The sequence below is a fragment of the Stenotrophomonas sp. TWI809 genome, from assembly GCF_039673205.1.
Lineage (GTDB): Bacteria > Pseudomonadota > Gammaproteobacteria > Xanthomonadales > Xanthomonadaceae > Stenotrophomonas.
The window spans coordinates 1-20,990 of record NZ_JBDJLE010000032.1 but is presented as its reverse complement, the minus strand read 5'-3'; the positions used below and the strand labels follow the sequence as shown (position 1 = coordinate 20,990).

Sequence of the window (20,990 nt, the reverse complement as noted above, 5' to 3'; positions counted from 1 at the left end):
CAGGGGCTGGCTGGAAACGGACGCGATTACCGCGCGCCGGGGCCTTTGCAGGTTGTCGCACCGCCCCATGCGACACCGGGCCGCAGGGGCCGGCGAGCGGAAAAGTGCGGGCATGCATTAGGATTTGCGCTCCAAATGAATTGAATTGAGTCTTGATGAGCGACCATCGCCACCGTTTCCTGCAACTGGCCCTGACCGCCGATGCCCTGCGTTTCGGCCAGTTCACCCTGAAGTCCGGCCGTCTGAGCCCCTATTTCTTCAATGCCGGCCGGTTTGATTCCGGCGCGCGCATGTCCCAGCTGGCGGCCTGCTACGCCGATGCCGTGGAAGCGACCGGGCTGAAGTTCGACGTCGTGTTCGGCCCCGCCTACAAGGGCATTCCGCTGGCCACCGCGACCGCCTGTGAATTCGCCCAGCGCGGCCGCGACCTGCCGCTGTCGTTCAACCGCAAGGAAGCCAAGGACCACGGCGAAGGCGGCAACCTGATCGGCGCCGACATGAATGGCAAGCGCGTGCTGATCGTGGATGACGTGATCACCGCCGGCACCGCGATCCGCGAAGCGCTGGCGATCATCAAGGGCGCCGGTGGCACCCCGGCCGGCATCGTGGTCGCACTGGACCGCCAGGAGATCGCCTCGGAAACCGACCGCCGTTCGGCCGCGCAGGCCGTGGCCGAAGAAGCCGGCATTCCGGTGGTCGCCGTGGCCACGCTGGCCGACCTGCTTGATTTTGCCTCCGGAAATCCGGAACTTGTCGGCTACCGGCAGCCGCTGGAGGACTATCGTTCCCGCTACGGCAGCCGTCCTACGCGTTGAGAGCAGGGGGCTTTCACCATGTCCAGGTTTGCCACGTTCACCGTTGTCGGCCTGTTGCTGGCCGTGCCGCTGTTGCCTGCCCAGGCGCAGAAGCGCACGGCCGATGCGACGCCGAAGAAGCTGTACTGCTGGAACAAGGGCAGCGAGCGGATCTGCAGTGATGCCCTGCCCCAGGAGGCGGTGAACAGCGCGCGCGAGGAGTTCAACCTGCGCAGCGGCATGCGCAGTGGGCAAGTGCAGCGCGCGTTGACCGACGAGGAACGCGCCGACGCTGCTGCGCAGGCCGCGCAGCAGCGCCTGGACCTGGCGGCCGAGCAGACCCGCCAGCGCACCGAGCAGGCCATGCTGGCCACGTACGAGAACGAGGACGACCTGCGCCGGGTGTTCGCCGAGCGCAGCGGGATCCTGGACAACAACATCCACACCGCCAGTTATAACGTGGCCAGCGTGCGTGATGCGCTGGTCACGCTGCTGGCCAGCGCGGGCAACCGCGAGCTGGATGGGCAGCCGGTGCCGGACAAGCAGGCCGAGCGCATCCGTGAGCGGCATGCCGAGCTGGTGGCGCAGCGGCGCATGCAGGCGTCGTTCGAGCAGCAGCGCCAGGCGCTGGATGTGGAGATCGAGAGCACGCTGCAGCGTTATCGGTTGCTGAAGGGTGTGGGGAGCGATCCGCGCGGGTAAGGGTGGATGTGCGATTGCGTTGAAACGAAGGCGGCCTTTTGGGTCGCCTTTTTGGTTTTTCTACGCTCCGCATCGCGGGCATGAAGCTTGCTGTGAACTGTTGCGGACGCGGACGCGGGGGCGGTGGGTTGGTCGGGCGGCGGGCCGCGATGCCCTTGCCGGCGAATGTCCCCCGGCGCCGGCCTGTGGCCGTCCCCTCCTCCTTGATTTCGCCCACAAGGGCATCGCGACCCGCGTATCCAGACCACTGGCGCCGCACTGAAAGCCCTGGGTTGCAGCACGCGCACCACATGCGAGCCCCGTAGCGGTGGGTAGGCCCCTGGGCAAAATCAAGGAGGAGGCCGTCGCCGGCAGGCGGCGGCCGGGGGACATTTGCCGAGGGGCCTGCCGGTCGCTGCGGGGCGTAACGTTCGCACCAAAGACGCACCTTTTTATGCACTTTTTACGGGAGTCGCCGGTTTCGGGCGTGGAGCGTTTATGCCGGGCAGGCAGACCATGAGCGCTTGACGTGGAGTGGTTCCACCTGGACGTCCCATGCGCCTGTATCTGCCTGTCGTTCCCGCCGGTGCCCCGTGCACCGCGCGCTCCCTTTCCCGCGTTTGAGGTCACGACCATGTCTGCCTGGCTTTCCCTGCTGTGCGGCGTGCTGGTGCTCGTTGCCGCCGCCTATCTGTTGTACGTCGTGCTTCGGCCCGAAACCTTCTGACCGGAGCCGACCATGACCGAGATCCTGTTGATCCTGCTGGCCAGCATCGTGCTGGCCTTTCCGTTGGGGCTGTACCTGGCCCGGGTGATGCGCGGTGGCCCGATGCGCGGGGACGCGCTGTTCGGGTGGATTGAAAAACCGCTGTACCGGCTGCTCGGGGTGAACCCGGCGCGCGGCATGTCCTGGCGTGGCTACGTGGGTGCCTTCCTGCTCAGCAACGTGGTGATCGCGGTGCTGGTGCAGGCCGTCTTCATGACCCAGGCCTGGCTGCCGTTCAATCCCGACCAGATTCCCAACATGCGCTGGGATACCGCGCTGCACACGATGGTGTCGTTCCTGACCAACACCAACCAGCAGCACTATTCCGGCCAGGCGCAGCTGTCCTACTTCGCGCAGATGACCGCGATCACCGGGCTGCAGGTGGTGACGCCGATGATGGGCCTGGCGCTGGTGGTGGCCACCCTGCGTGCACTGTTCAGTGCGCGCCCTGAGGACGTGCCGGCTGACCAGGCCGCGCTGCTCAGTGCGGACCGCCGTGTCGATGTGGGCAACTACTACGCCGATGTGGTGCGCGCGTGCGTGCGCTTCATGCTGCCGCTGTGCCTGTTGTGGGCGGTGCTGCTGACCAGCCAGGGCGTGCCCGCCACGTTCGCTGGTGGTCCGCAGGCCACGCCGATCGATGCCGCGGCCGGCGTGGACACGCAGAAGATTCCGCTCGGCCCGGTCGCGGCGATGGTCGCGGCCAAACAGCTGGGCACCAATGGCGGTGGCTGGTACGGCCCCAACAGCGCGATGCCGCTGGAGAACCCGACCCCGCTGTCCAATGCGCTGGAACTGATCGGCATCCTGCTGATCCCGATCGCGGTGATCTTCATGCTCGGCGCGTTCACCGGACGCAGGCGCCTGGCCGGGCTGGTGTTCGGCTGCATGCTGGCGATGTCCAGCGTGTCGATCGCCGCCACCGTGTGGCTGGAAGGTCACTCGGCCACGACGGCCAGCCCGCTGCTGATGGAGGGCAAGGAAGTGCGCTTCGGTGCCGATGGCACGGGGCTGTGGGCCGCGATCACCACGCAGGTATCCAATGGTTCGGTCAACGGCATGCATGACTCGCTCAGCCCGCTGGCCGGGGCTGTACCGATGGTCAATATGCTGGTCAATGCGATCTGGGGTGGCATCGGCTGCGGCCTGCAGCAGTTCATCGTCTACCTGCTGCTGGGCGTGTTCCTGGCCGGGCTGATGACCGGCCGCACCCCGGAACTGTTCGGCCGCAAGCTGGAAACGCCGCAGGTGCGCCTGCTTGCGCTGCTGGTGCTGCTGCAGCCGATCACCATCCTGGGCTTCACCGCGCTGACCCTGGCGATCCCGTCGATCACCGGCACCTCCAACCCCGGCTTCCACGGCATCAGCCAGGTGTTCTACGAGTACACCTCGGCGTTCGCCAACAACGGCTCGGGCTTTGAGGGCCTCGGCGATGCCACGGTGTGGTGGAACCTGAGCTGCACCCTGGTGCTGTTGCTGGGTCGCTACCCCGTGCTGGTGATCCCGTTGATCGTGGCCGCGCAGCTGGCGGCCAAGCGGCGGGCGCCGGAATCGGCCGGCACGCTGCAGATTGAAACCCCGACCTTCGCGCTGACCCTGATCGCGCTGATCGTCATCCTCACCGTATTGCAGTTCATGCCGGCGCTGGTCCTTGGCCCGGTGGCCGACCACCTGTCGCTGACGCTGCACTGAGACCGCCTCCCATGAGTACGTACCCGTTGAACGTTTCTTCCCACCGCCGCCAGCGCCTGCTGGACGGCGCCGGCTGGCGCCGCGCCCTGCGCGATGCCGTGATCAAGCTCTCGCCGCGGCACCTGCTGCACAGCCCGGTCATGGCCGTGGTGATGGTCGGCACGGTGGTCAGCGCACTGGTGACGCTGAGCGGCAATGCGCCGCTGGGCTTCGGCCTGGCGGTCACCGCGATCCTGCTGCTGACCGTGCTGTTCGGCAACTTCGCCGAGGCTGTCGCCGAAGCGCGTGGCCGCGGCCAGGCGGCCTCGCTGCGGCGTGCCCGCCAGGACCTCACCGCGCGCCGGCTGGCCGCCGCGCATGCCGGGGCCAGTGAAACCCAGGTCCCGGCGGCCGAACTGCGCCCGGGCGATCACGTGATTGTCAGTGCCGGCGAGTTGATCCCGGCCGATGGCGAGATCGTGCAGGGCCTGGCCACGATCAACGAAGCGGCGGTAACCGGTGAATCGGCGCCCGTGCTGCGCGAGGCCGGTACCGACCGCAGTGGTGTGATCGGCGGCACCAAGGTGCTTTCCGACCAGATCATCGTGCGCATCACCGCCGAGCCGGGCCACAGCTTCCTGGACCGGATGATCGCGCTGGTGGAAGGCGCGAACCGCCAGAAGACCCCGAACGAGGTTGCCCTGACCCTGCTGCTGGCGGCGATGACGCTGACCTTCCTGGTGGTGGTGGCGACGCTGCCGGCGATCGGCGCCTTCGTGGGCGTACAGGTCGATCCGCTGCTGCTGATCGCGCTGCTGGTGTGTTTGATCCCGACCACCATCGGCGGCCTGCTGCCGGCCATCGGCATCGCCGGCATGAACCGTGCGCTGGCCGCCAACGTGCTGGCCAAGTCCGGCAAGGCGGTGGAAGTGGCTGGCGATGTGGACGTGCTGCTGCTCGACAAGACCGGCACCATCACCTACGGCGACCGCCAGGCCACGCATTTCCATGCCCTTGCCGGTATCGACGCCAGCCAGCTGCGCGAGGCGGCGCTGCTCTCCTCGCTGGCCGACCCGACCCCGGAAGGCAAGTCGGTGGTGCGGCTGGCGCGTGAGCAGGGCTGCACGACGGCCGAGCCGGACCATGCGGACTATCTGGCCTTCAGTGCGCAGACCCGCATGTCCGGCGTCGATCTGGACGGCGGCCGCCGCATCCGCAAGGGCGCCTCCGATGCGATCACCGCGTATGTGCGTGCGCTGGGCGGCACGGTGCCGTCGGAGCTGACCGGACGCGTGGAACAGGTGGCACGCAACGGTGCGACACCGCTGGTGGTGTGCGAAGGCCGCCATGTGCTGGGCGTGATCGAGCTGTCGGACGTGGTCAAGCACGGCATGCGCGAGAAGTTCGCGCAGCTGCGCGCGATGGGCATCCGCACGGTGATGATCACCGGCGACAACCCGCTCACCGCTGCGGCGATCGCGGCCGAGGCCGGCGTGGACGATTACATCGCCGAGGCCCGCCCCGAAGACAAGCTGGCCCGCATTCGGGCCGAGCAGGCCGGTGGGCGGCTGGTGGCGATGGTCGGCGACGGCACCAACGATGCACCGGCACTGGCCCAGGCCGACATCGGGCTGGCGATGAACTCCGGTACGCAGGCGGCCAAGGAGGCCGGCAACATGGTCGACCTGGATTCGGATCCGGCCAAGCTGCTGGCGGTCGTTGAAGTGGGCAAGCAGCAGCTGATCACGCGCGGTGCGCTGACCACCTTCTCGCTGGCCAACGATGTCTCCAAGTATTTCGCGATCCTGCCGGCGCTGTTCGCCTCGACGCTGCCGGCGATGGCGGCGTTGAACGTGATGCACCTGTCCAGCCCGCGCAATGCAGTGCTGGCGGCACTGATCTTCAACGCCCTGGTGATCCCGGCGCTGATTCCGCTGGCGTTGCGTGGAGTGCGCTTCCGCCCGGCCACCGCCACGGCGCTGCTGCGCCGGAACATGCTGGTGTACGGCCTGGGCGGCGTGCTGCTGCCGTTTGCGGCCATCAAAGTGATCGACCTCTTCCTTGTCTCGGTATTCGGCGCATGAACCGCTCGCTTGCTACGTCCGTTCCCCGTTCCGCGCGCAGCCGCGCTGCTGCCCCTACCCAGCTGCAGCAGGACAGCGCCTGGCGCCCGGCCCTCGTGCTCGGCATAAGCAGCCTGCTGCTGCTCGGCCTGGCCTACGCGATGGCCACCACCAGCGTAAGTCGGCTGCTGTTTCCGGCGCAGGCCGATGGCAGCCTGCTGATCCGGGATGGACAGGTACGCGGTTCGCAGTTGATCGCCCAACCGTTCGTGGGCGACGGCTACTTCCAGGCGCGGCCGTCGGCGGCCAACTACGATCCGATGGCCGCCGCCGGCAGCAACATGGCGCGCAGCAACCCGGCGCTGCAGCAACGGGTGCAGGCGGCGATCACTGCGGTGGCCGCACGCGAAGGCGTGCCTGCCGTCCAGGTTCCCGGCGATCTGGTGACCCAGTCCGGCGCCGGCATGGACCCGGAGATCTCCCCGGCCGCCGCGCAGGTGCAGATTGCCCGGGTGGCACGCAGCCGTAGCCTGCCGGTAGAGCGCGTCGCCGCGTTGGTGCAGGCCAATACCCGGGGCCCGCAATGGGGCGTGTTCGGCCAGCCGCGGGTCAACGTGATGACGTTGAACCTGGCGCTGGATGATCTCAAGGCGCGACCGTGATGCCGGGATCGCGCGAACCGGCGCACAATCCCCGCCCATGAGCGACTCCCGTACCCGCCAGGCCGACGCCCTGGTCGACACCCTGCAGCGCGAAGCCGGCGGCAAACTCACCGTGTTCCTGGGTGCGGCGCCGGGCGTGGGCAAGACCTTCAGCATGCTCACCCGCGCGCATGAGCAGCTGCGCCGCGGCGTGGATGTGGTGATCGGGCTGGTGGAAACCCACGGTCGCGCCGAGACCTCGGCGCTGCTGGCGGGCCTGCCGCAGGTGCCGTTGCTGCAGCGCGAGTATCAACAGCACGCACTGGAGGAGATGGACCTGGACGCGGTGCTGGCACGTCGCCCGGCGCTGGTGCTGGTGGACGAACTGGCGCATCGCAACGTGCCCGGCAGTCGCCACGAGCGGCGCTGGCAGGACGTGATGGAGCTGCTGGATGCCGGCATCGACGTGTGGACGACGGTCAACATCCAGCATCTGGAAAGCCTCAACGACGTGGTCATGCGGATCACCGGGGTGCGGGTCAGCGAGACCGTGCCCGATGCGGTGCTCGACCGCCTGCACGACATCGTGCTGGTGGACCTGCCGCCGCGCGAACTGATCGAGCGGCTGCAGCAGGGCAAGGTCTACGTGCCGGAGCAGGCGGCGCAGGCGTTGCAGGCGTTCTTCTCGCCGGCCAACCTGACCGCGCTGCGCGAGCTGGCCATGCAGGAGGCCGCCGATCGCGTGGACAGCAGCCTGCGCGAAACCCGTGCCGCGCGCGGCGAAGGCAACCTGCCGCTGCGCCGGCGGGTGCTGGTGGCGATCGATGGCGGCGGCCAGAGCGAGTACCTGGTGCGGGTCGGCCGGCGCATCGCCGAGCGGCGCGATGCGCCGTGGACGGTGGTGACGGTGCAGGCGCGCGCGCACGACGAGCAGACCCGGCGCGAGATCGATGCCGCCTTCGCCCTGGCCCGCCGCCTCGGGGGTGAAGCGGAGCTGCTGCATGGCTCCAGCATCGCCGATGCGCTGCTGGACCATGCCGCACACAACGGTGTCTCCACGCTGGTGCTGGGCCGCACACGCGAGCGGCCGCTGGCACGCATGCTCAACCGCACGCTGACCCAGCAGCTGATCCGACGCGGCGCGCATTTCGAGATCACCATCATCGGTACACCACAGGCACGTGCGCGGGCACGCCGGTCCGGGCTGTCGATACCCAGCCGCAGCGCCGGCAAGGATGCGCTGCTGGCAGTGGGGGCCACTGCGGCCGCCTGCCTGGTGGCGCTGGTCGCCGAACGCTGGATCGGGCTGTACGACCTGTCGATGGTCTTCATCGTGGCGGTAGTGATGGTCGCTGCGCGCAGCCGCACCAGTGCGGCGGTGATCGCCGCCGCGCTGTGTTTCCTCGCCTACAACTTCTTCTTCATCGCGCCGCGCTTCACCTTCGCGATCAGCGCGCGGCAGGGCGTGATCACGGTCTTCCTGTTCCTTGCCGCCGCCTTGGTGGCAGGGCGGTTGGCCTCGCGCCTGCGCATGCAGGTGGTCGCATTGCGCGCCGCCAACCGGCACGCGCATGCGCGCCAGGCACTGGGCCGGCAGCTGGCCAGTGCGCCCAGCAACGAGCAGGTCGCGCAGGCCGGCCGCGAAGCGCTGGAGCAGGCGATGGATGCCCCGGCGTGGCTGCGCATCGGGCAGTACACCAGCGCCAGTGGCAGCGCCGCGCCAGGTGATACGGATCTGGCCGCGGCCGACTGGGCGCACCGGCACGGCCAGCCCAGCGGGCGCTTCACCGATACGCTGGCCGGTGCCGGCTGGTGGTTCCTGCCGCTGCTGGACGGCGACGACCGGGCGATCGGCGTGGCCGGCATGCGCTTCCCGCGCGAGGCGCCGCGGCTCACGCCCGAGCAGCGCCAGCTGGCCGAGGCGATGGTGGACGATATCGCGCAGGCTGCGCTGCGCACCCAGCTGGTGGCCGATCTGGAGAAGGCGCACGTGAGCAACGAGACCGAGCGGCTGCGCTCGGCGTTGCTGTCCTCGGTGTCGCATGACCTGCGCTCGCCGCTGGCGGCGATGATCGGCTCGGCCGACAGCCTCTCCAGCTACGCCGATGCGATGGATGCCAGTGACCGGCGCGCCCTGCTGGATACCATCCTGGTCGAAGGCGAGCGCCTGGACCGCTACATCCAGAACCTGCTGGACATGACCCGGCTCGGCCATGACGGCCTGCAGATCAACCGCGACTGGATCGGCGTGGATGAGCTGGTCGGTTCGGCCGCGCGCCGCCTGCAGCGCTATCAGCCCGACGTGCTGCTCAAGCTGGATATTCCCGCTGAACTGGCGCCGATCTGGGTGCATCCGGCGCTGGTCGAGCAGGCGGTGTTCAACGTGATGGAGAACGCGGCCAAGTTCTCCCCACCCGGTGCGGCGGTGGAGGTGCAGGCGCGGCTGATCGAGGGCGAATTGCGCATCGACGTGCTCGATGCCGGCCCCGGTATTCCCGACGACGAGCGGGCGCGCATCTTCGACATGTTCTACAGCGTGGAGCGCGGCGACCGCGGCCGGCATGGCACCGGCCTGGGCCTGACCATCTGCCAGGGCATGATCGGGGCGCATGGCGGCAGCGTGCAGGCGCTGCCGGGCCGCGACGGACGCGGTACCCTGATCCGCATCACCCTGCCCTTGCTGCAGCCCCACCCTGCCGATGACACCGATGATTCCTGAGGCTTCCCACGGCGTGCCCCCGGCGCGTGTGCTGGTGATCGACGATGAAGCGCAGATCCGGCGCTTCCTGGAGATCAGCCTGCGCGCGCAGGGCTACCGCGTGTCCCAGGCCGCCACCGGCCAGGCCGGGCTGGAAGCGCTGGTCGGCGAAGGGGCGGACCTGGTGATCCTGGATATCGGCCTGCCCGACATGGAAGGCCATGACGTGCTGGGCGAGCTGCGTCAGTGGAGCCAGGTGCCGGTGATCATGCTGACCGTGCGCGCCAGCGAGACCGAGAAGGTGCGGGCGCTGGATGCCGGCGCCAACGACTACGTGACCAAGCCGTTCGGCACGCAGGAGCTGATGGCGCGCGTGCGTGCCCTGCTGCGCTCGCGCACGGTCTCCAGCGAGGGCGTGCTGCCCCAGTTCGATGATGGGCACCTGCATATCGACCTGGTGCGGCGCGAAGTACATCTGGAGGGTGCGCCGGTGGCACTGACACGCAAGGAGTACGCGTTGTTGTCACTGCTGCTGCGCAATGCCGGGCGGGTCGTGACCCAGCCGCAGATCCTGCAGGACATCTGGGGGCCGACGCACCAGCACGACACGCATTACCTGCGGATTCTGGTTGGCAAGCTGCGCCACAAGCTGGGCGATTCGGCGCTGGATTCGCGCTATCTGTTCACCGAGCCCGGCGTGGGGCTGCGGTTCAAGGGCTAGGTACCGACCGTTGGTCGGTACCCATGCCAGTCAGAAGCCCAGGTCCACACCCGGCAGCAGCGGTTGCAGCTGCGCGCGGAACAGGGCCTTGATGCGCTCCAGCGCCGCCTCGTCATCGGCCTCGAAACGCAGCACCAGCACCGGGGTCGTGTTGGACGCGCGCACCAGGCCCCAGCCATCGGGGAAATCGGCACGCAGGCCGTCGATGGTGGACAGGCGCGCGCCGGCGAACGGCGAGTCCTCCACCTGCACCGAGGACACGAACAGCGACACCAGCGCGTGCGGGGTGCCCGCGTCCACCGGCACCTTCAACTCCGGGGTGGAGACGCTGTCGGGCAGTTCGTCCAACACCTCCGAGGGGCTCTCTTCGCGCTGGGCCAGAATCTCCAGCAGGCGCGCGGCGGCGTACAGGCCATCGTCGAAGCCGAACCAGCGTTCCTTGAAGAAGAAGTGCCCGCTCATCTCGCCCGCCAGCTCGGCGTCGGTTTCGCGCATCTTCGCCTTCATCAGCGAATGGCCGGTCTTCCACATCAGCGGGCTGCCACCGTTGCGCAGCACGTAATCGGAGAGCTTGCCGCTGCACTTCACGTCGTAGATCACCAGCGCGCCCGGGTTGCGCATCAGCACATCGGCGGCGAACAGCATCAGCAGGCGATCGGCGTAGATGATCCTGCCTTCGCGGGTGACCACGCCGAGACGGTCGCCGTCGCCATCAAAGGCCAGGCCGATATCCGCATCGAAGCGCTTCACGGTCTGGATCAGGTCTTCCAGATTGCGCGGGTCGCTCGGGTCCGGATGGTGGTTCGGGAAGGTGCCGTCCACATCGCAGTACAGCGGAATGACCTCCGCACCGATCGCTTCCAGCAGCGGCTGGGCAAGCTCGCCGGCCACACCATTGCCCGCGTCGGCGACCACCTTGAGCGGGCGATCCAGCTGCACGTCATCGGCGATGCGCTGGATGTAGTCGGCATTGACGTCGCGGGTCTGGAAACTGCCCGGCTCGGGGGCCACGTGCAGCTGACCATCGCGGATGCGGTGGTACAGCTCGGTGATCGCATCGCCGGACAGCGTTTCACCGCCGACCACGATCTTGAAGCCGTTGTAGTCCGGCGGGTTGTGGCTGCCGGTCACCGCCACGCAGCTGCCGGCGCGCAGGTGGTAGCTGGCGAAGTACACCACCGGCGTCGGCGCCAGGCCGATATCGGTGACGTTGCAGCCGGCGCGGCGCAGGCCTTCGATCAGGCCGGCGGTGAGCTCGGGGCCGGAGAGGCGTCCATCGCGCCCCACCACGATGTCGCGCAGGCCCTGGACCTGCAGCACCGAACCGATCGCCTGGCCGATCAGGGCGGCGACCTTGGGGGTCAGCTCGCGGCCGACGATGCCGCGGATGTCGTAGGCGCGGAAGATCCCGGCCGCGACGGTCTCGCCCGGCACGGCCGGCGGCGGCGCGGCCGCTGCTGTTTCATCAACGCTCTCGACGGCGGCCACCGCGAGCGGTACCTGGGCGAGACTTTCACTCAAGGTGGGACCGGCGTCGGCACCACTGTCGGCGGCACCCCGGCGACGCGGCAACGGCACCTTGCCTTTGCCCAGCACCAGCAGCACGGCAATCAGCAGCAACAACACGGCCACGATCGCACTGGAGATCGCCCCCAGGCCCAACGGGCCCGGTTCGATGTCCGGCACCGCGGCCGACAGGCGCAGGCCACTGGTGCCGATCGGACGTGCCAGCGCTTCAGCGCCGCCGGACAGCCCGCGGCTGCCCTGTTCAATCACGTTGTGATTGCCTTGGCGCAGGGCGAGATAGCCGGCGCCCGGCACGGCGACCTGGTCGAATATGCCGGTCAGCCGCAGCAGCGGCTGCCGCACGTAGACCACGGCCGCCCCCTGCGGGCCCAGCTCCACCGCCGCGGCCAGGCCGAGGCGCTGGCCGCCGGCATCGCGCACCACGCGACCGACGGGTGTGTCATCGGCGATGGCCGCCTCGAGCAGGGCCAGGCGCGAGTAACCGAAGGCCTTCGGATCGGCGTACGCCGCATCAAGATCGGCCGTGAGGATCTGGACGTCTTCCACGCCGGGCCAGCCTTCGCGGATGGCGACGGCCGCACCTTGTGCGTTGCCGCTGGCCAGTGCGCTGGCAACGCGCTCGGTCTTGAGCACCTTGCCCAGCTTGCCGAGCTGACCGGTCAGCGCCGTCTGCAGCCCCCCGACCACCTGGTCGCGGGAGTGTTCAAGCTCGGCGCCGACGGCGGCCTGGCGCCATTGGCGCACACCGCTCCACCCGAACCAGACCGCCAACAGCACCAGCAGCACGGCCAACAGCGGCACCGAGCGCCCTGTGGTCAACCGCGGCCGTCCTTCCGCCTTCGCCTTGCTCATGACGCTCCCCTGTCAGCGCACCCCGGTATGGCCGAATCCACCCGTTCCCCTGGCGCTGTCGGTGAAAGTATCCACTACCTGAAGCGCCACGCGTGCAATGGGCAGCACCACCAGCTGGGCGATGCGATCGCCGGGCTGCAGCGTGAACGGCTCGCGGCCGCGGTTCCAGGCGCTGATCAGCAGCGGGCCCTGGTAATCGGCATCGATCAGGCCGGTGCCGTTGCCCAGCACGATGCCGTGGCGGTGGCCCAGGCCGGAGCGCGGCAGCACCACGGCGGCCAGGTTCGGGTCGGCGATATGGATGGCGATGCCACTGGGGATCAGCGCGGTGTCGCCTGGCTGCAGGGTGAGTTCGGTCTCCAGCGCCGCGCGCAGATCGAGGCCGGCGCTGTGCTCGGTGGCGTAGGCCGGCAGCGGCCATTCGTCGCCGAAACGCGGATCGAGCAGCTTGACCTGCAACGGCTGCAGGGTGGAATCGATGGTCATGCGTGCAACCTCTGGGCAATCAGGGACAACAGTTGTTCGGCCAACACAGCCTTGGAGGTGCCGGGGAACACCTGTTCGCCGCCCTGCCAGTAGGCCGTGGCCGCGTTTTCATCGCTTTCGAAACCGCCGGTGCTGATCCCGACCTGGTTGGCGATCACCAGATCCAGGCGCTTGTCGACCAGCTTGCCGCGCGCGTACTTCTCCACATCGTGGGTTTCGGCGGCGAAGCCGACCACCAGCTTGAGCGCGTTGGTCTGCGTGGCCACCTCGGCCAGGATGTCCGGGGTGCGCACCAGCTCCAGGGTCAGGCTCTGGGTATCGGCGGTCTTCTTGAGTTTCTGCGGAGCGACCTGGCGCGGGGTGTAATCGGACACCGCGGCCGCACCGATATAGATGTCGGCCGGCAACGCACCGAGCACCGCTTCGCGCATCTGCGCGGCCGAGCGCACATCAACGCGCTGCACACCGGCAGGCGTGGCCAGCTGGACCGGGCCACTGACCAACACCACCTGCGCGCCCAGGCGGGCGGCGGCGGCGGCCAGCGCGTAGCCCATCTTGCCGCTGCTGCGGTTGCCGACGTAGCGCACCGGGTCGATATCTTCATAGGTGGGGCCGGCGCTGATCAGCACGCGCAGCCCCTTCAGTTCACTGCTCGCCGGTGGCTCGGCGGGGGCCGGCGCGTGCAGCCGGGCCAGCGCGGCCACGATCGCGTTCGGTTCGGTGAGCCGACCGGGGCCGGACTCGCCTTCGGCCAGCGGACCGTCTTCCGGCCCGATCACCTGGGCACCACGCTCGCGCAGCAGGGCGATGTTGGCCTGGGTGGCCGGGTGCAGCCACATGCGGTGGTTCATCGCCGGGCACACGGTCAGCGGCGCGGTCGTGGCCAGGCACAGGGTGGTGACCAGATCATCGGCGTGGCCGTTGGCCAGGCGCGCGAGCAGATCGGCGGTGGCCGGGGCGACCACGATGCGGTCGGCCCAGCGGGCCAGCTCGATATGGCCCATGGCCTGCTCGGCCGCGCTGTCCCACAGGGTGGTGCGGGTCGGCTGGCCGGACAGTGCCTGGAAGCTCAGCGGGGTGACGAACTGCTGGGCCCCGGCAGTCATCGCGACCTGCACCTGGGCCCCGGCATCGCGCAGGCGGCGCACCAGTTCCAGCGACTTGTAGGCAGCGATCCCGCCACCAACGCACAACAACAGCTTCTGGCCTTCCAACGGGCGCGCGGACGCCGGAGAAGCCTGGGGGGAGTCAGCCACCTTGGGTGTTCCTGTCGAACCGAGGCGATTAGCTTACCTGATGGGGTGCGGGCGGCTCATGCCCCAGGGGCATGAGGGGGGTGTTTTTGGTCATGAGGGTGCACGGGTGCCACCCTTGATTGTTGGCCTGCCCAGGAGATGGAACTGCCTGAGCAAGGGTGCCGACAACGGAAGGTGACTCCGTGGTTTTAGTCGTTAAAAAAGGATGCTTTAATAACGCTCGCGGCTGGGAAAGGTTTCTTTCGCAGCTGAAACCGTATCCAAAGGAACCTTGTCATGCCGCGCATCACTGGGACCTGTGCCACAACCGCCGTTGGTGGCGAGAACGTTCACGCGTTCGTGCCTCACGCCCTCCCGCCCGGAGATCCGGCGCTTTCCCCCACCGCGTACGTGGAGCAGAACGCCCGCGCCGAAGTAGCGTTGACGCGCTTGTCCGGTATGGCCGGGCTGGTGGCCTCCAGCAACTGGCTGATCTATGCCGCCATCCGCAAGGAGGCCTTGCTTACCTCGCAGCTGGAAGGCACCCAGGCCACACTGACCGACGTGCTGGATGAGGAAGCCGGTATGACGGTGACCAATGCCCAGGATGTGGAAGAAGTTACGAATTACCTGCTGGCGTTCAACTACGCGCGCGAGCAGCTGCGTAGCGCTACCGGTCTGCCGGTATCACTGCGGCTGCTGACCGAGTCCCACCGGGTGCTGATGACGGGCGTGCGTGGCGCCACCAAGCAGCCGGGGGCCGTGCGTACTACACAGAACTGGATTGGTGGAAGCCGACCAGGCAATGCGAGCTTCGTTCCACCGCCCGCGCAGGAAGTGGGGCCCGCGCTCAGCGCGCTGGAACACTTTATCCACCAGCCAGAGCACACGTTGCCGCCCCTGGTGCGCGTGGCGTTGGTGCATGCGCAATTCGAAACCATCCATCCCTTCCTGGACGGCAACGGACGTATCGGCCGCCTGCTCATCGCCATGCTGTTGGAAGAGTGGAAGTTGATGCCCGAGCCGTTGCTGTATGTGTCTGGTTACCTGAAACGACACCAGCGGATGTACTACGACCGGCTTTCCGCCATTCGAAATGACGGTGACTGGGAAGGCTGGGTGAGCTTCTTTCTGGAGGCCGTGGAGGCCGCTGCTGATGAGGCGCAAAGCAGCATCGTTGCCCTTGCCGCATGCATCGCCGAGGATCGGAAGCGTGTGCTTGCACTGGGTACCAGTACGTTGGCGACGCTTCGGTTGTTCGAGCTGCTTCCCACCATGCCGAGAATCAACATTGATCGTGCGGCGCAGGTGCTGGAGGTGAGTGCTCCAACTGCGGCGAAGGCCATCAATGGATTGCAGGTAGCTGGGGTGTTGGAGGAGACGACGGGCCGGGCGCGGAACCAGAGCTTCTTGTATGCGCGGTATGTAAGGCTGTTGATGCAGTGATTGGAGTTCAATCGATCAAGTTTGATGTGCCACATTCTTGCCGCTGACGTAAAGACCCGCTGAGAGCGCCCTACTATGTACTCCCCGCGGCGTGCGGGTGCTCCGAACAAAACATGGGAGATCAGAGTGTAAAAACCTTATGCCTGCGGACCGTGGAACTTTGCTCCTTTCGACTGGCATCGTGAATCCCACGCGCGAACCTCCCCGATATGCAGGCAGTCACACCATCACACGCACTCTCCGTGCCCTGAGGCCAACACGCCTACCGACGTCAGAAATCAGCTTCGCTCGCTGGGCTGGGTTTTTCATGGCAATGACATGGTTTCACCCCTAAAGGGACGCCCTGAGCTGGCTTGTATGAGGCAGATTGCCCATGAAGTGTTACTCACGATGCGACGCAGACATCCCAAGGCTTTCAGAGATTGATATTCAAATCCGGGGATAGCACCTGCATCCATCCCTCCAGATTCTGACGCGCTATCGCGATCGCTTCTGATGGCGCCTCCACTCGTGCGTCCCGACAATTGCTGATATGGCAATTAAAGACTGGCCCAAAGATGAACGCCCTCGCGAAAGGTTGCTGGCAAAAGGACCCGCTGCTTTATCTGACGTAGAGCTTCTGGTCTTATTCATGGGTACCGGCCGCAAGGGCCAGCATGTGCTGGAGAGCGCGAGTCAGCTGATGAAGATTCATGGTCCACTGCGGAAGTTATTGGACATGGATGCCGCAAAGCTCATGAAGCTTCCGGCACTGGGGCCTGCACGAGCATGCAAACTGGTGGCGGCGCTCGAACTCGCTAACCGTCACCTCCGCGCGCAATTGGATCGAGGCGACAGCATGCGCGACCCCGGCTCTGCAGCGCGTTACTTCAAGCAAAGACTGCGCTCCCGACCTCAAGAGGTATTTGCGGCCCTGTTTCTGGACACCCGCAACCGGACACTGGGCTATGAGGAGCTTTTCACCGGCACCATTGACGCGGCCGCCGTGTACCCGCGGGAGGTGGTTCGCCGGGCGTTATTGCATAACGCCGCAGCGGTCATCGTCAGCCACAACCACCCCTCCGGCAGCGCGGAGCCCTCTCGCGCGGATCGCGAGATCACCCAGCACCTCCAGAAGGCCTTGGATCTAGTCGGCATCCGCCTCCTGGACCACGTAGTAGTAGGCGAAGGCACCCCCGTCTCCATGGCTGAACGAGGCTGGCTCGAGCCCCCCCTCTCTTTTCGGGGCTGAACGCCCCAGTCAGTCCCAAAACCCCTGTCCGAAGCCCTGAAACCGCCCCCAACACCCCTCAAGCCCCCTGCCCCAACCCCGTTCAATGGATCGGCCCGCCATCTAGGCTAAAATTGCCGATTCCGCCGCTCCAGTCCCAAAGCAGGCCTTGTGAAAAATCTCCTCCGCGCCCTGATCAGCCAAGGCATCGAAGCCTTGCGCGCCAACGGCACTCTGCCGGCCGATACCCTGACCCCGGAATTCGTGGTCGAACGCCCGAAGACCCGTGAGCACGGCGATTTCGCCACCAATGCCGCGATGCTGCTGGCCAAGCCGGCGCGCAGCAACCCGCGCGCCCTGGCCCAGGCGCTGCTCGATGCCCTGCCCAAGAGCAATGATGTGCTGCGCGTCGAGATCGCCGGCCCGGGCTTCATCAATTTCCACCTCGCCCCCAGCGCCTACCAGCGCGAAGCGGCCGGCGTGCTCAAGGAAGGCGCCGATTACGGCCACAACCTGAGCGGCAACGGCCGCACCGTGGGCGTGGAATACGTGTCGGCCAACCCGACCGGTCCGCTGCATGTCGGCCACGGCCGCGCGGCGGCGATCGGTGACTGCCTGGCGCGCCTGCTGGAAGTGAACGGTTGGAGCGCCAAGCGCGAGTTCTACTACAACGACGCCGGCGTACAGATCGAGAACCTGGCGCTGTCCACCCAGGCGCGTGCGAAGGGCCTCAAGCCCGACGACGCCGGCTGGCCGGAAGCCGGTTACCGCGGCGATTACATCGAGGATGTGGCCAAGGCCTATCTGGCCGGCGCCACGGTGGAGCTGGAAGGCCACTCGGTGGTCGGCGAGCGCGACCCGGACAATCTCGATGCGATCCGTCGCTTCGCGGTGGCCTACCTGCGCAACGAGCAGAACCAGGACCTGGCCGCGTTCGGCGTGGACTTCGACATCTACTTCCTGGAAAGCTCGCTGTACAAGGACGGCAAGGTCGAAGAGACCGTCGCCCAGCTCAACGCGGCCGGCCATACGTATGAGGAAGGCGGCGCGCTGTGGCTGCGCTCGACCGACTTCGGTGACGACAAGGACCGCGTGATGCGCAAGTCCGACGGCACCTACACGTACTTCCTGCCGGATGTGGCCTATCACCTCTCCAAGTGGCAGCGCGGCTACGAGCGCGCGATCACCGAGCTGGGCGCGGACCACCACGGTTCGCTGGCGCGCGTGCGTGCCGGCCTGCAGGCGCTGGACGTCGGCATCCCGAAGGGCTGGCCGGAATACGTGCTGCACCAGATGGTGACGGTGATGCGCGGCGGCGAGGAAGTGAAGCTGTCCAAGCGTGCCGGCAGCTACCTGACCCTGCGCGACCTGATCGAAGAGGCCGGCCGCGATGCCACCCGCTGGTTCCTGATCGCGCGCAAGCCCGATTCGCAGCTGACCTTCGATATCGATCTGGCCCGCCAGCAGAGCAACGACAATCCGGTGTTCTACGTGCAGTACGCGCATGCGCGGGTGTGCAGCCTGCTGCGCCAGGCGCAGGAGAAGAAGCTGAGCTACACGCCGGCCGAAGGGCTGACCGGGCTGTCCTCGCTCGGCGATGAGGCGTCGCTGTGGCTGATGGTGGAAATGTCGCGCTTCCCGGAAGTCGTTGAAGCGGCCGGCCTGGCGCTGGAACCGCACCTGATCGCGCAGTACCTGCGTGAATTGGCGCATGCCTTCCACACGTGGTATCACGGCACGCAGGTACTGGTGGCCGACGAAAGCGAACGCAATGCCAAGCTGACGCTGGCCTGCGCCGCGCGCCAGGTCCTGGCCAATGGTCTGAACATCCTGGGCGTTTCCGCCCCGGAAAAAATGTAAGCAGTGGAGAAGCAGTAAATGGCAGCACGACGCGGCAAGAGCCAGGCACGGCGCAACAGCAACCAGGGCACCCCGGGATGGGTGTGGCTGGTCGCGGGTGTCGCGATTGCGGCCGTGGTGTTCCTGGCGGCACCGAACCTGTTCAAGAACGACGGTGATGGCTTCCTGCGGGTCGGCCCGCAGCCGGACCCGAACGCCCAGCCGGCCCCGGTGAGCGACGCCGATACGGACGTCGGCACCGAGCTGCCCAAGCCCGGCGCCGCCAAGCCTGCCGAACCGGCCAAGCCGGCGGCGACGCAGTACGACTTCTACACCCTGCTGCCCGGCAAGGAAGTGGAAATGTCCGATGCCGAGCTGGCCGCCAGCGCACGCGCCGAAGATCAGCGCCGCGCCAAGGCCGATGCGCAGCGCGCGCAGGCGGCGCTGGAAGGCCGTCCGTTGCCGCCGGCACCGGCGCCGACCAGCACCGCCGCGACCACCACGCCTGCGCCGGTCAGTACCGCTGCGTTGCCAGCGCCGGTGAACGAACGTCCGGCCGCCACCCCGGCACCGGCGGCATCGGCACCGGCCACGGTGGCCACCGCGCCGAAGCCGGATGCAGCGGCCGCCACCGCCCCGGCTGCCGGCGCTGCAACCGCAGCGCCGGCCGCGGGCAACGTGCGTTACATCCTGCAGGCCGGTGCGTTTGGTGCCTCCGGCGACGCCGAGGCGACCAAGGCCAAGCTGGCGATGATCGGCCTGGCCGCGCGCGTGGAATCGGCCCAGATCAACGGCAAGACGGTGTACCGCGTGCGCATGGGGCCGTATGGCAGCGCGGGCGAGCTGGCCGAAGCCAAGCAGAAGCTGGATGGGACCGGGCTGCAGGCGATGGCGATCAAGGCGCAGTAAGGCGCGCTGCAACGTATACAGGAACGCCGGGCATTGCCCGGCGTTTTTTTTGATCGCCCAGAGCAGCCGACCCACGGTCGGCTCGACGGGTTATCGTCCCTGCATGTCTTCCCGCCCCGATTCTGATGACCTTCCCGGCGTTGCCGGTGCGACCGGTCGCTACCGCGAATGGGCGGCACCTGCTCCGTTGCAGGGCTGTTTCGGGCAGCTGTGGCGCAGCGATCTGCCGGTGGGCCATAGCGGTGAGGTTGCGGTGCTGCCTGATGGCTGCGTGGATATCCTGTGGCGCGAGGGGCGGCTGTATGCGGTGGGCCCGGATGTGGTGGCCGCCCACCCGCAGTTGATGCCCGGCGCGCAGGTGTTGGGCGCGCGCTTCCAGCCCGGCGCGGCGCGGGCGTGGCTGGGGGTGCCGCTGGACGAACTGGTGGGCACCGCCGTGGAGCTGGATGCGGTGCTGGGACCCCAGGCGCGGCAGTTGGCGGCGCGGTTGAATGACGTGGGCGATGGCGATGCGCGGCAGCGGTTGTTCGCGCAGGCGCTGGCTGGGTTGCCCCGCTCTACCGGTAGCCGCCACGCGGTGGCGGCGCGGGTGTTCGGGCAGGTGCGGGCCGGTGGTCATGATCTGGCCGCGATCGGTTCGGGGCTGCACATAAGCACGCGCAGCCTGCGCCGGTTGTGCCATGAGCAGTTCGGCTATGGACCGAAGATGCTGGAGCGGATTCTGCGGCTGCAGCGGTTCCTGACGCTGGCCCGGGCGAGACCGGGAGAGGGGCTGGCGGGGTTGGCGGCGGAGGTGGGCTACGCCGACCAGTCGCACCTGAGCCGCGAGGTGCGGGCGCTGGCAGGGATCGGGGCGGCGGCGTTGTGCGCGCAGTGGCGTGGCTGACTGGCCGTTTTGTTCAAGACCGGCGCGGCCGCAGTGGCGATGCTGGGGCTCCTTTCCACGAGAAGCGTCCATGAGCACCGCACACGGCAACGATCGCCGCATCGACAACATCGAATTCAATGTCACCGACATCGCGCGCAGCAAGGCGTTCTACGCTGAGGTCTTCGGCTGGACGTTCACCGATTACGGCCCGGCCTACACCGAGTTCAGCGATGGACGCCTGACCGGTGGGTTCACCACCGGCGAAGCGGTGCAACCGGGCGGACCCCTGGTGATTCTGTATGCCGATGACCTGGTCGCCACGCAGCAGCGGCTGCAGGCGGCCGGCGCGGCAATCTGCCGGGCCGCGTTTGATTTCCCGGGCGGCCGTCGGTTTCATTTCCGCGATCCGGATGGGTATGAGCTGGCGGTGTGGACGGCCGCCTGAGGTAGAGCCGACCGTTGGTCGGCTGCCAGGATGCAGGTAGAGCCGACCGTTGGTCGGCTGCCAGGATGCAGGTAGAGCCGACCGTTGGTCGGCTGCCGTCAGCGGTGGGTATGCGCCAAGTGCAGCCGACCAACGGTC

Annotated in this window: 17 protein-coding genes; 14 read left to right on the top strand and 3 right to left on the bottom strand. The window is 67.6% G+C overall.

What is annotated here, in order from left to right:
• Positions 1–155: 155 nt before the first annotated feature.
• The 8 genes from pyrE to ABE472_RS17440 all read left to right on the top strand — a co-directional run bounded on the left by pyrE (position 156) and on the right by ABE472_RS17440 (position 10,035).
• Positions 156–815, top strand: a complete 660-nt coding sequence (gene pyrE, locus ABE472_RS17475) for an orotate phosphoribosyltransferase (RefSeq protein ID WP_046272987.1) — start codon at positions 156–158, stop codon at positions 813–815.
• A gap of 18 nt (positions 816–833) precedes the next feature.
• Positions 834–1,496 carry a hypothetical protein gene (locus tag ABE472_RS17470; RefSeq protein ID WP_313208798.1) on the top strand — a complete coding sequence of 221 codons (663 nt, stop codon included), beginning with the start codon at positions 834–836 and terminating at the stop codon, positions 1,494–1,496.
• 613 nt (positions 1,497–2,109) lie between these two features.
• Complete coding sequence (locus ABE472_RS17465; RefSeq protein ID WP_019183961.1) at positions 2,110–2,202, top strand: potassium-transporting ATPase subunit F; 93 nt, start codon at positions 2,110–2,112, stop codon at positions 2,200–2,202.
• 12 nt (positions 2,203–2,214) lie between these two features.
• On the top strand, positions 2,215–3,933 hold the full coding sequence (gene kdpA, locus ABE472_RS17460) for a potassium-transporting ATPase subunit KdpA (protein ID WP_346466706.1): 1,719 nt from the start codon (positions 2,215–2,217) through the stop codon (positions 3,931–3,933).
• Between the two features lie 11 nt (positions 3,934–3,944).
• Entirely contained in the window at positions 3,945–5,996 is a 2,052-nt protein-coding gene (gene kdpB, locus ABE472_RS17455) for a potassium-transporting ATPase subunit KdpB (protein WP_346464604.1), read from the top strand.
• A complete protein-coding gene (kdpC, locus tag ABE472_RS17450) occupies positions 5,993–6,637 on the top strand; it encodes a potassium-transporting ATPase subunit KdpC (RefSeq protein WP_346466705.1) in 645 nt (214 codons plus the stop codon). Before kdpB ends, kdpC begins: the two co-directional genes overlap by 4 nt.
• A gap of 37 nt (positions 6,638–6,674) precedes the next feature.
• Complete coding sequence (locus ABE472_RS17445) at positions 6,675–9,335, top strand: sensor histidine kinase KdpD (protein ID WP_346466704.1); 2,661 nt, start codon at positions 6,675–6,677, stop codon at positions 9,333–9,335.
• On the top strand, positions 9,316–10,035 hold the full coding sequence (locus tag ABE472_RS17440) for a response regulator transcription factor (protein ID WP_313208803.1): 720 nt from the start codon (positions 9,316–9,318) through the stop codon (positions 10,033–10,035). The genes ABE472_RS17445 and ABE472_RS17440 overlap by 20 nt, the downstream gene beginning before the upstream one ends.
• Positions 10,036–10,065: 30 nt before the next feature.
• Here the strand turns inward: ABE472_RS17440 and ABE472_RS17435 are convergent, their stop codons facing one another.
• The 3 genes from ABE472_RS17435 to coaBC are packed head-to-tail and all read right to left on the bottom strand — an operon-like array spanning position 10,066 to position 14,156.
• Positions 10,066–12,414 (bottom strand): phosphomannomutase/phosphoglucomutase, encoded by a 2,349-nt coding sequence (locus ABE472_RS17435; RefSeq protein WP_313208804.1) that lies wholly within the window; start codon positions 12,412–12,414, stop codon positions 10,066–10,068.
• 12 nt (positions 12,415–12,426) lie between these two features.
• Positions 12,427–12,900: a dUTP diphosphatase gene (dut, locus tag ABE472_RS17430; protein ID WP_313208805.1), complete on the bottom strand. Its 474-nt coding sequence runs from the start codon at positions 12,898–12,900 to the stop codon at positions 12,427–12,429.
• A complete protein-coding gene (gene coaBC / locus ABE472_RS17425) occupies positions 12,897–14,156 on the bottom strand; it encodes a bifunctional phosphopantothenoylcysteine decarboxylase/phosphopantothenate--cysteine ligase CoaBC (protein WP_313219933.1) in 1,260 nt (419 codons plus the stop codon). Before coaBC ends, dut begins: the two co-directional genes overlap by 4 nt.
• Before the next feature lie 276 nt (positions 14,157–14,432).
• Between coaBC and ABE472_RS17420 the strand changes: the two genes are divergently transcribed.
• The 6 genes from ABE472_RS17420 to ABE472_RS17395 all read left to right on the top strand — a co-directional run bounded on the left by ABE472_RS17420 (position 14,433) and on the right by ABE472_RS17395 (position 20,852).
• Positions 14,433–15,581 carry a Fic family protein gene (locus tag ABE472_RS17420; RefSeq protein WP_346466703.1) on the top strand — a complete coding sequence of 383 codons (1,149 nt, stop codon included), beginning with the start codon at positions 14,433–14,435 and terminating at the stop codon, positions 15,579–15,581.
• Between the two features lie 532 nt (positions 15,582–16,113).
• On the top strand, positions 16,114–16,812 hold the full coding sequence (radC, locus tag ABE472_RS17415) for a DNA repair protein RadC (RefSeq protein ID WP_346466702.1): 699 nt from the start codon (positions 16,114–16,116) through the stop codon (positions 16,810–16,812).
• Between the two features lie 150 nt (positions 16,813–16,962).
• The gene (gene argS / locus ABE472_RS17410) at positions 16,963–18,651 is read left to right on the top strand and encodes an arginine--tRNA ligase (RefSeq protein ID WP_346466701.1); all 1,689 of its coding nucleotides are present in this window, start codon (positions 16,963–16,965) and stop codon (positions 18,649–18,651) included.
• Between the two features lie 18 nt (positions 18,652–18,669).
• Positions 18,670–19,539 carry an SPOR domain-containing protein gene (locus ABE472_RS17405; protein WP_346466700.1) on the top strand — a complete coding sequence of 290 codons (870 nt, stop codon included), beginning with the start codon at positions 18,670–18,672 and terminating at the stop codon, positions 19,537–19,539.
• A gap of 103 nt (positions 19,540–19,642) precedes the next feature.
• Positions 19,643–20,425 carry a helix-turn-helix domain-containing protein gene (locus tag ABE472_RS17400; RefSeq protein ID WP_346466699.1) on the top strand — a complete coding sequence of 261 codons (783 nt, stop codon included), beginning with the start codon at positions 19,643–19,645 and terminating at the stop codon, positions 20,423–20,425.
• A 70-nt stretch (positions 20,426–20,495) separates the two neighbouring features.
• A complete protein-coding gene (locus tag ABE472_RS17395) occupies positions 20,496–20,852 on the top strand; it encodes a VOC family protein (protein WP_313208812.1) in 357 nt (118 codons plus the stop codon).
• Positions 20,853–20,990: the final 138 nt, after the last annotated feature.

Bases quoted from the DNA above. Each gene is read 5' to 3' on its own strand.
- pyrE (WP_046272987.1), top strand. From the start codon at position 156: ATGAGCGACCATCGCCACCGTTTCCTGCAACTGGCCCTGACCGCCGAT.
- ABE472_RS17395 (WP_313208812.1), top strand. From the start codon at position 20,496: ATGAGCACCGCACACGGCAACGATCGCCGCATCGACAACATCGAATTC.
- ABE472_RS17445 (WP_346466704.1), top strand. From the start codon at position 6,675: ATGAGCGACTCCCGTACCCGCCAGGCCGACGCCCTGGTCGACACCCTG.
- dut (WP_313208805.1), bottom strand. From the start codon at position 12,900: ATGACCATCGATTCCACCCTGCAGCCGTTGCAGGTCAAGCTGCTCGAT.
- kdpB (WP_346464604.1), top strand. From the start codon at position 3,945: ATGAGTACGTACCCGTTGAACGTTTCTTCCCACCGCCGCCAGCGCCTG.
- ABE472_RS17420 (WP_346466703.1), top strand. From the start codon at position 14,433: ATGCCGCGCATCACTGGGACCTGTGCCACAACCGCCGTTGGTGGCGAG.
- ABE472_RS17435 (WP_313208804.1), bottom strand. From the start codon at position 12,414: ATGAGCAAGGCGAAGGCGGAAGGACGGCCGCGGTTGACCACAGGGCGC.
- ABE472_RS17440 (WP_313208803.1), top strand. From the start codon at position 9,316: ATGACACCGATGATTCCTGAGGCTTCCCACGGCGTGCCCCCGGCGCGT.
- kdpA (WP_346466706.1), top strand. From the start codon at position 2,215: ATGACCGAGATCCTGTTGATCCTGCTGGCCAGCATCGTGCTGGCCTTT.
- kdpC (WP_346466705.1), top strand. From the start codon at position 5,993: ATGAACCGCTCGCTTGCTACGTCCGTTCCCCGTTCCGCGCGCAGCCGC.
- ABE472_RS17400 (WP_346466699.1), top strand. From the start codon at position 19,643: ATGTCTTCCCGCCCCGATTCTGATGACCTTCCCGGCGTTGCCGGTGCG.
- ABE472_RS17405 (WP_346466700.1), top strand. From the start codon at position 18,670: ATGGCAGCACGACGCGGCAAGAGCCAGGCACGGCGCAACAGCAACCAG.
- ABE472_RS17465 (WP_019183961.1), top strand. From the start codon at position 2,110: ATGTCTGCCTGGCTTTCCCTGCTGTGCGGCGTGCTGGTGCTCGTTGCC.
- radC (WP_346466702.1), top strand. From the start codon at position 16,114: ATGGCAATTAAAGACTGGCCCAAAGATGAACGCCCTCGCGAAAGGTTG.
- ABE472_RS17470 (WP_313208798.1), top strand. From the start codon at position 834: ATGTCCAGGTTTGCCACGTTCACCGTTGTCGGCCTGTTGCTGGCCGTG.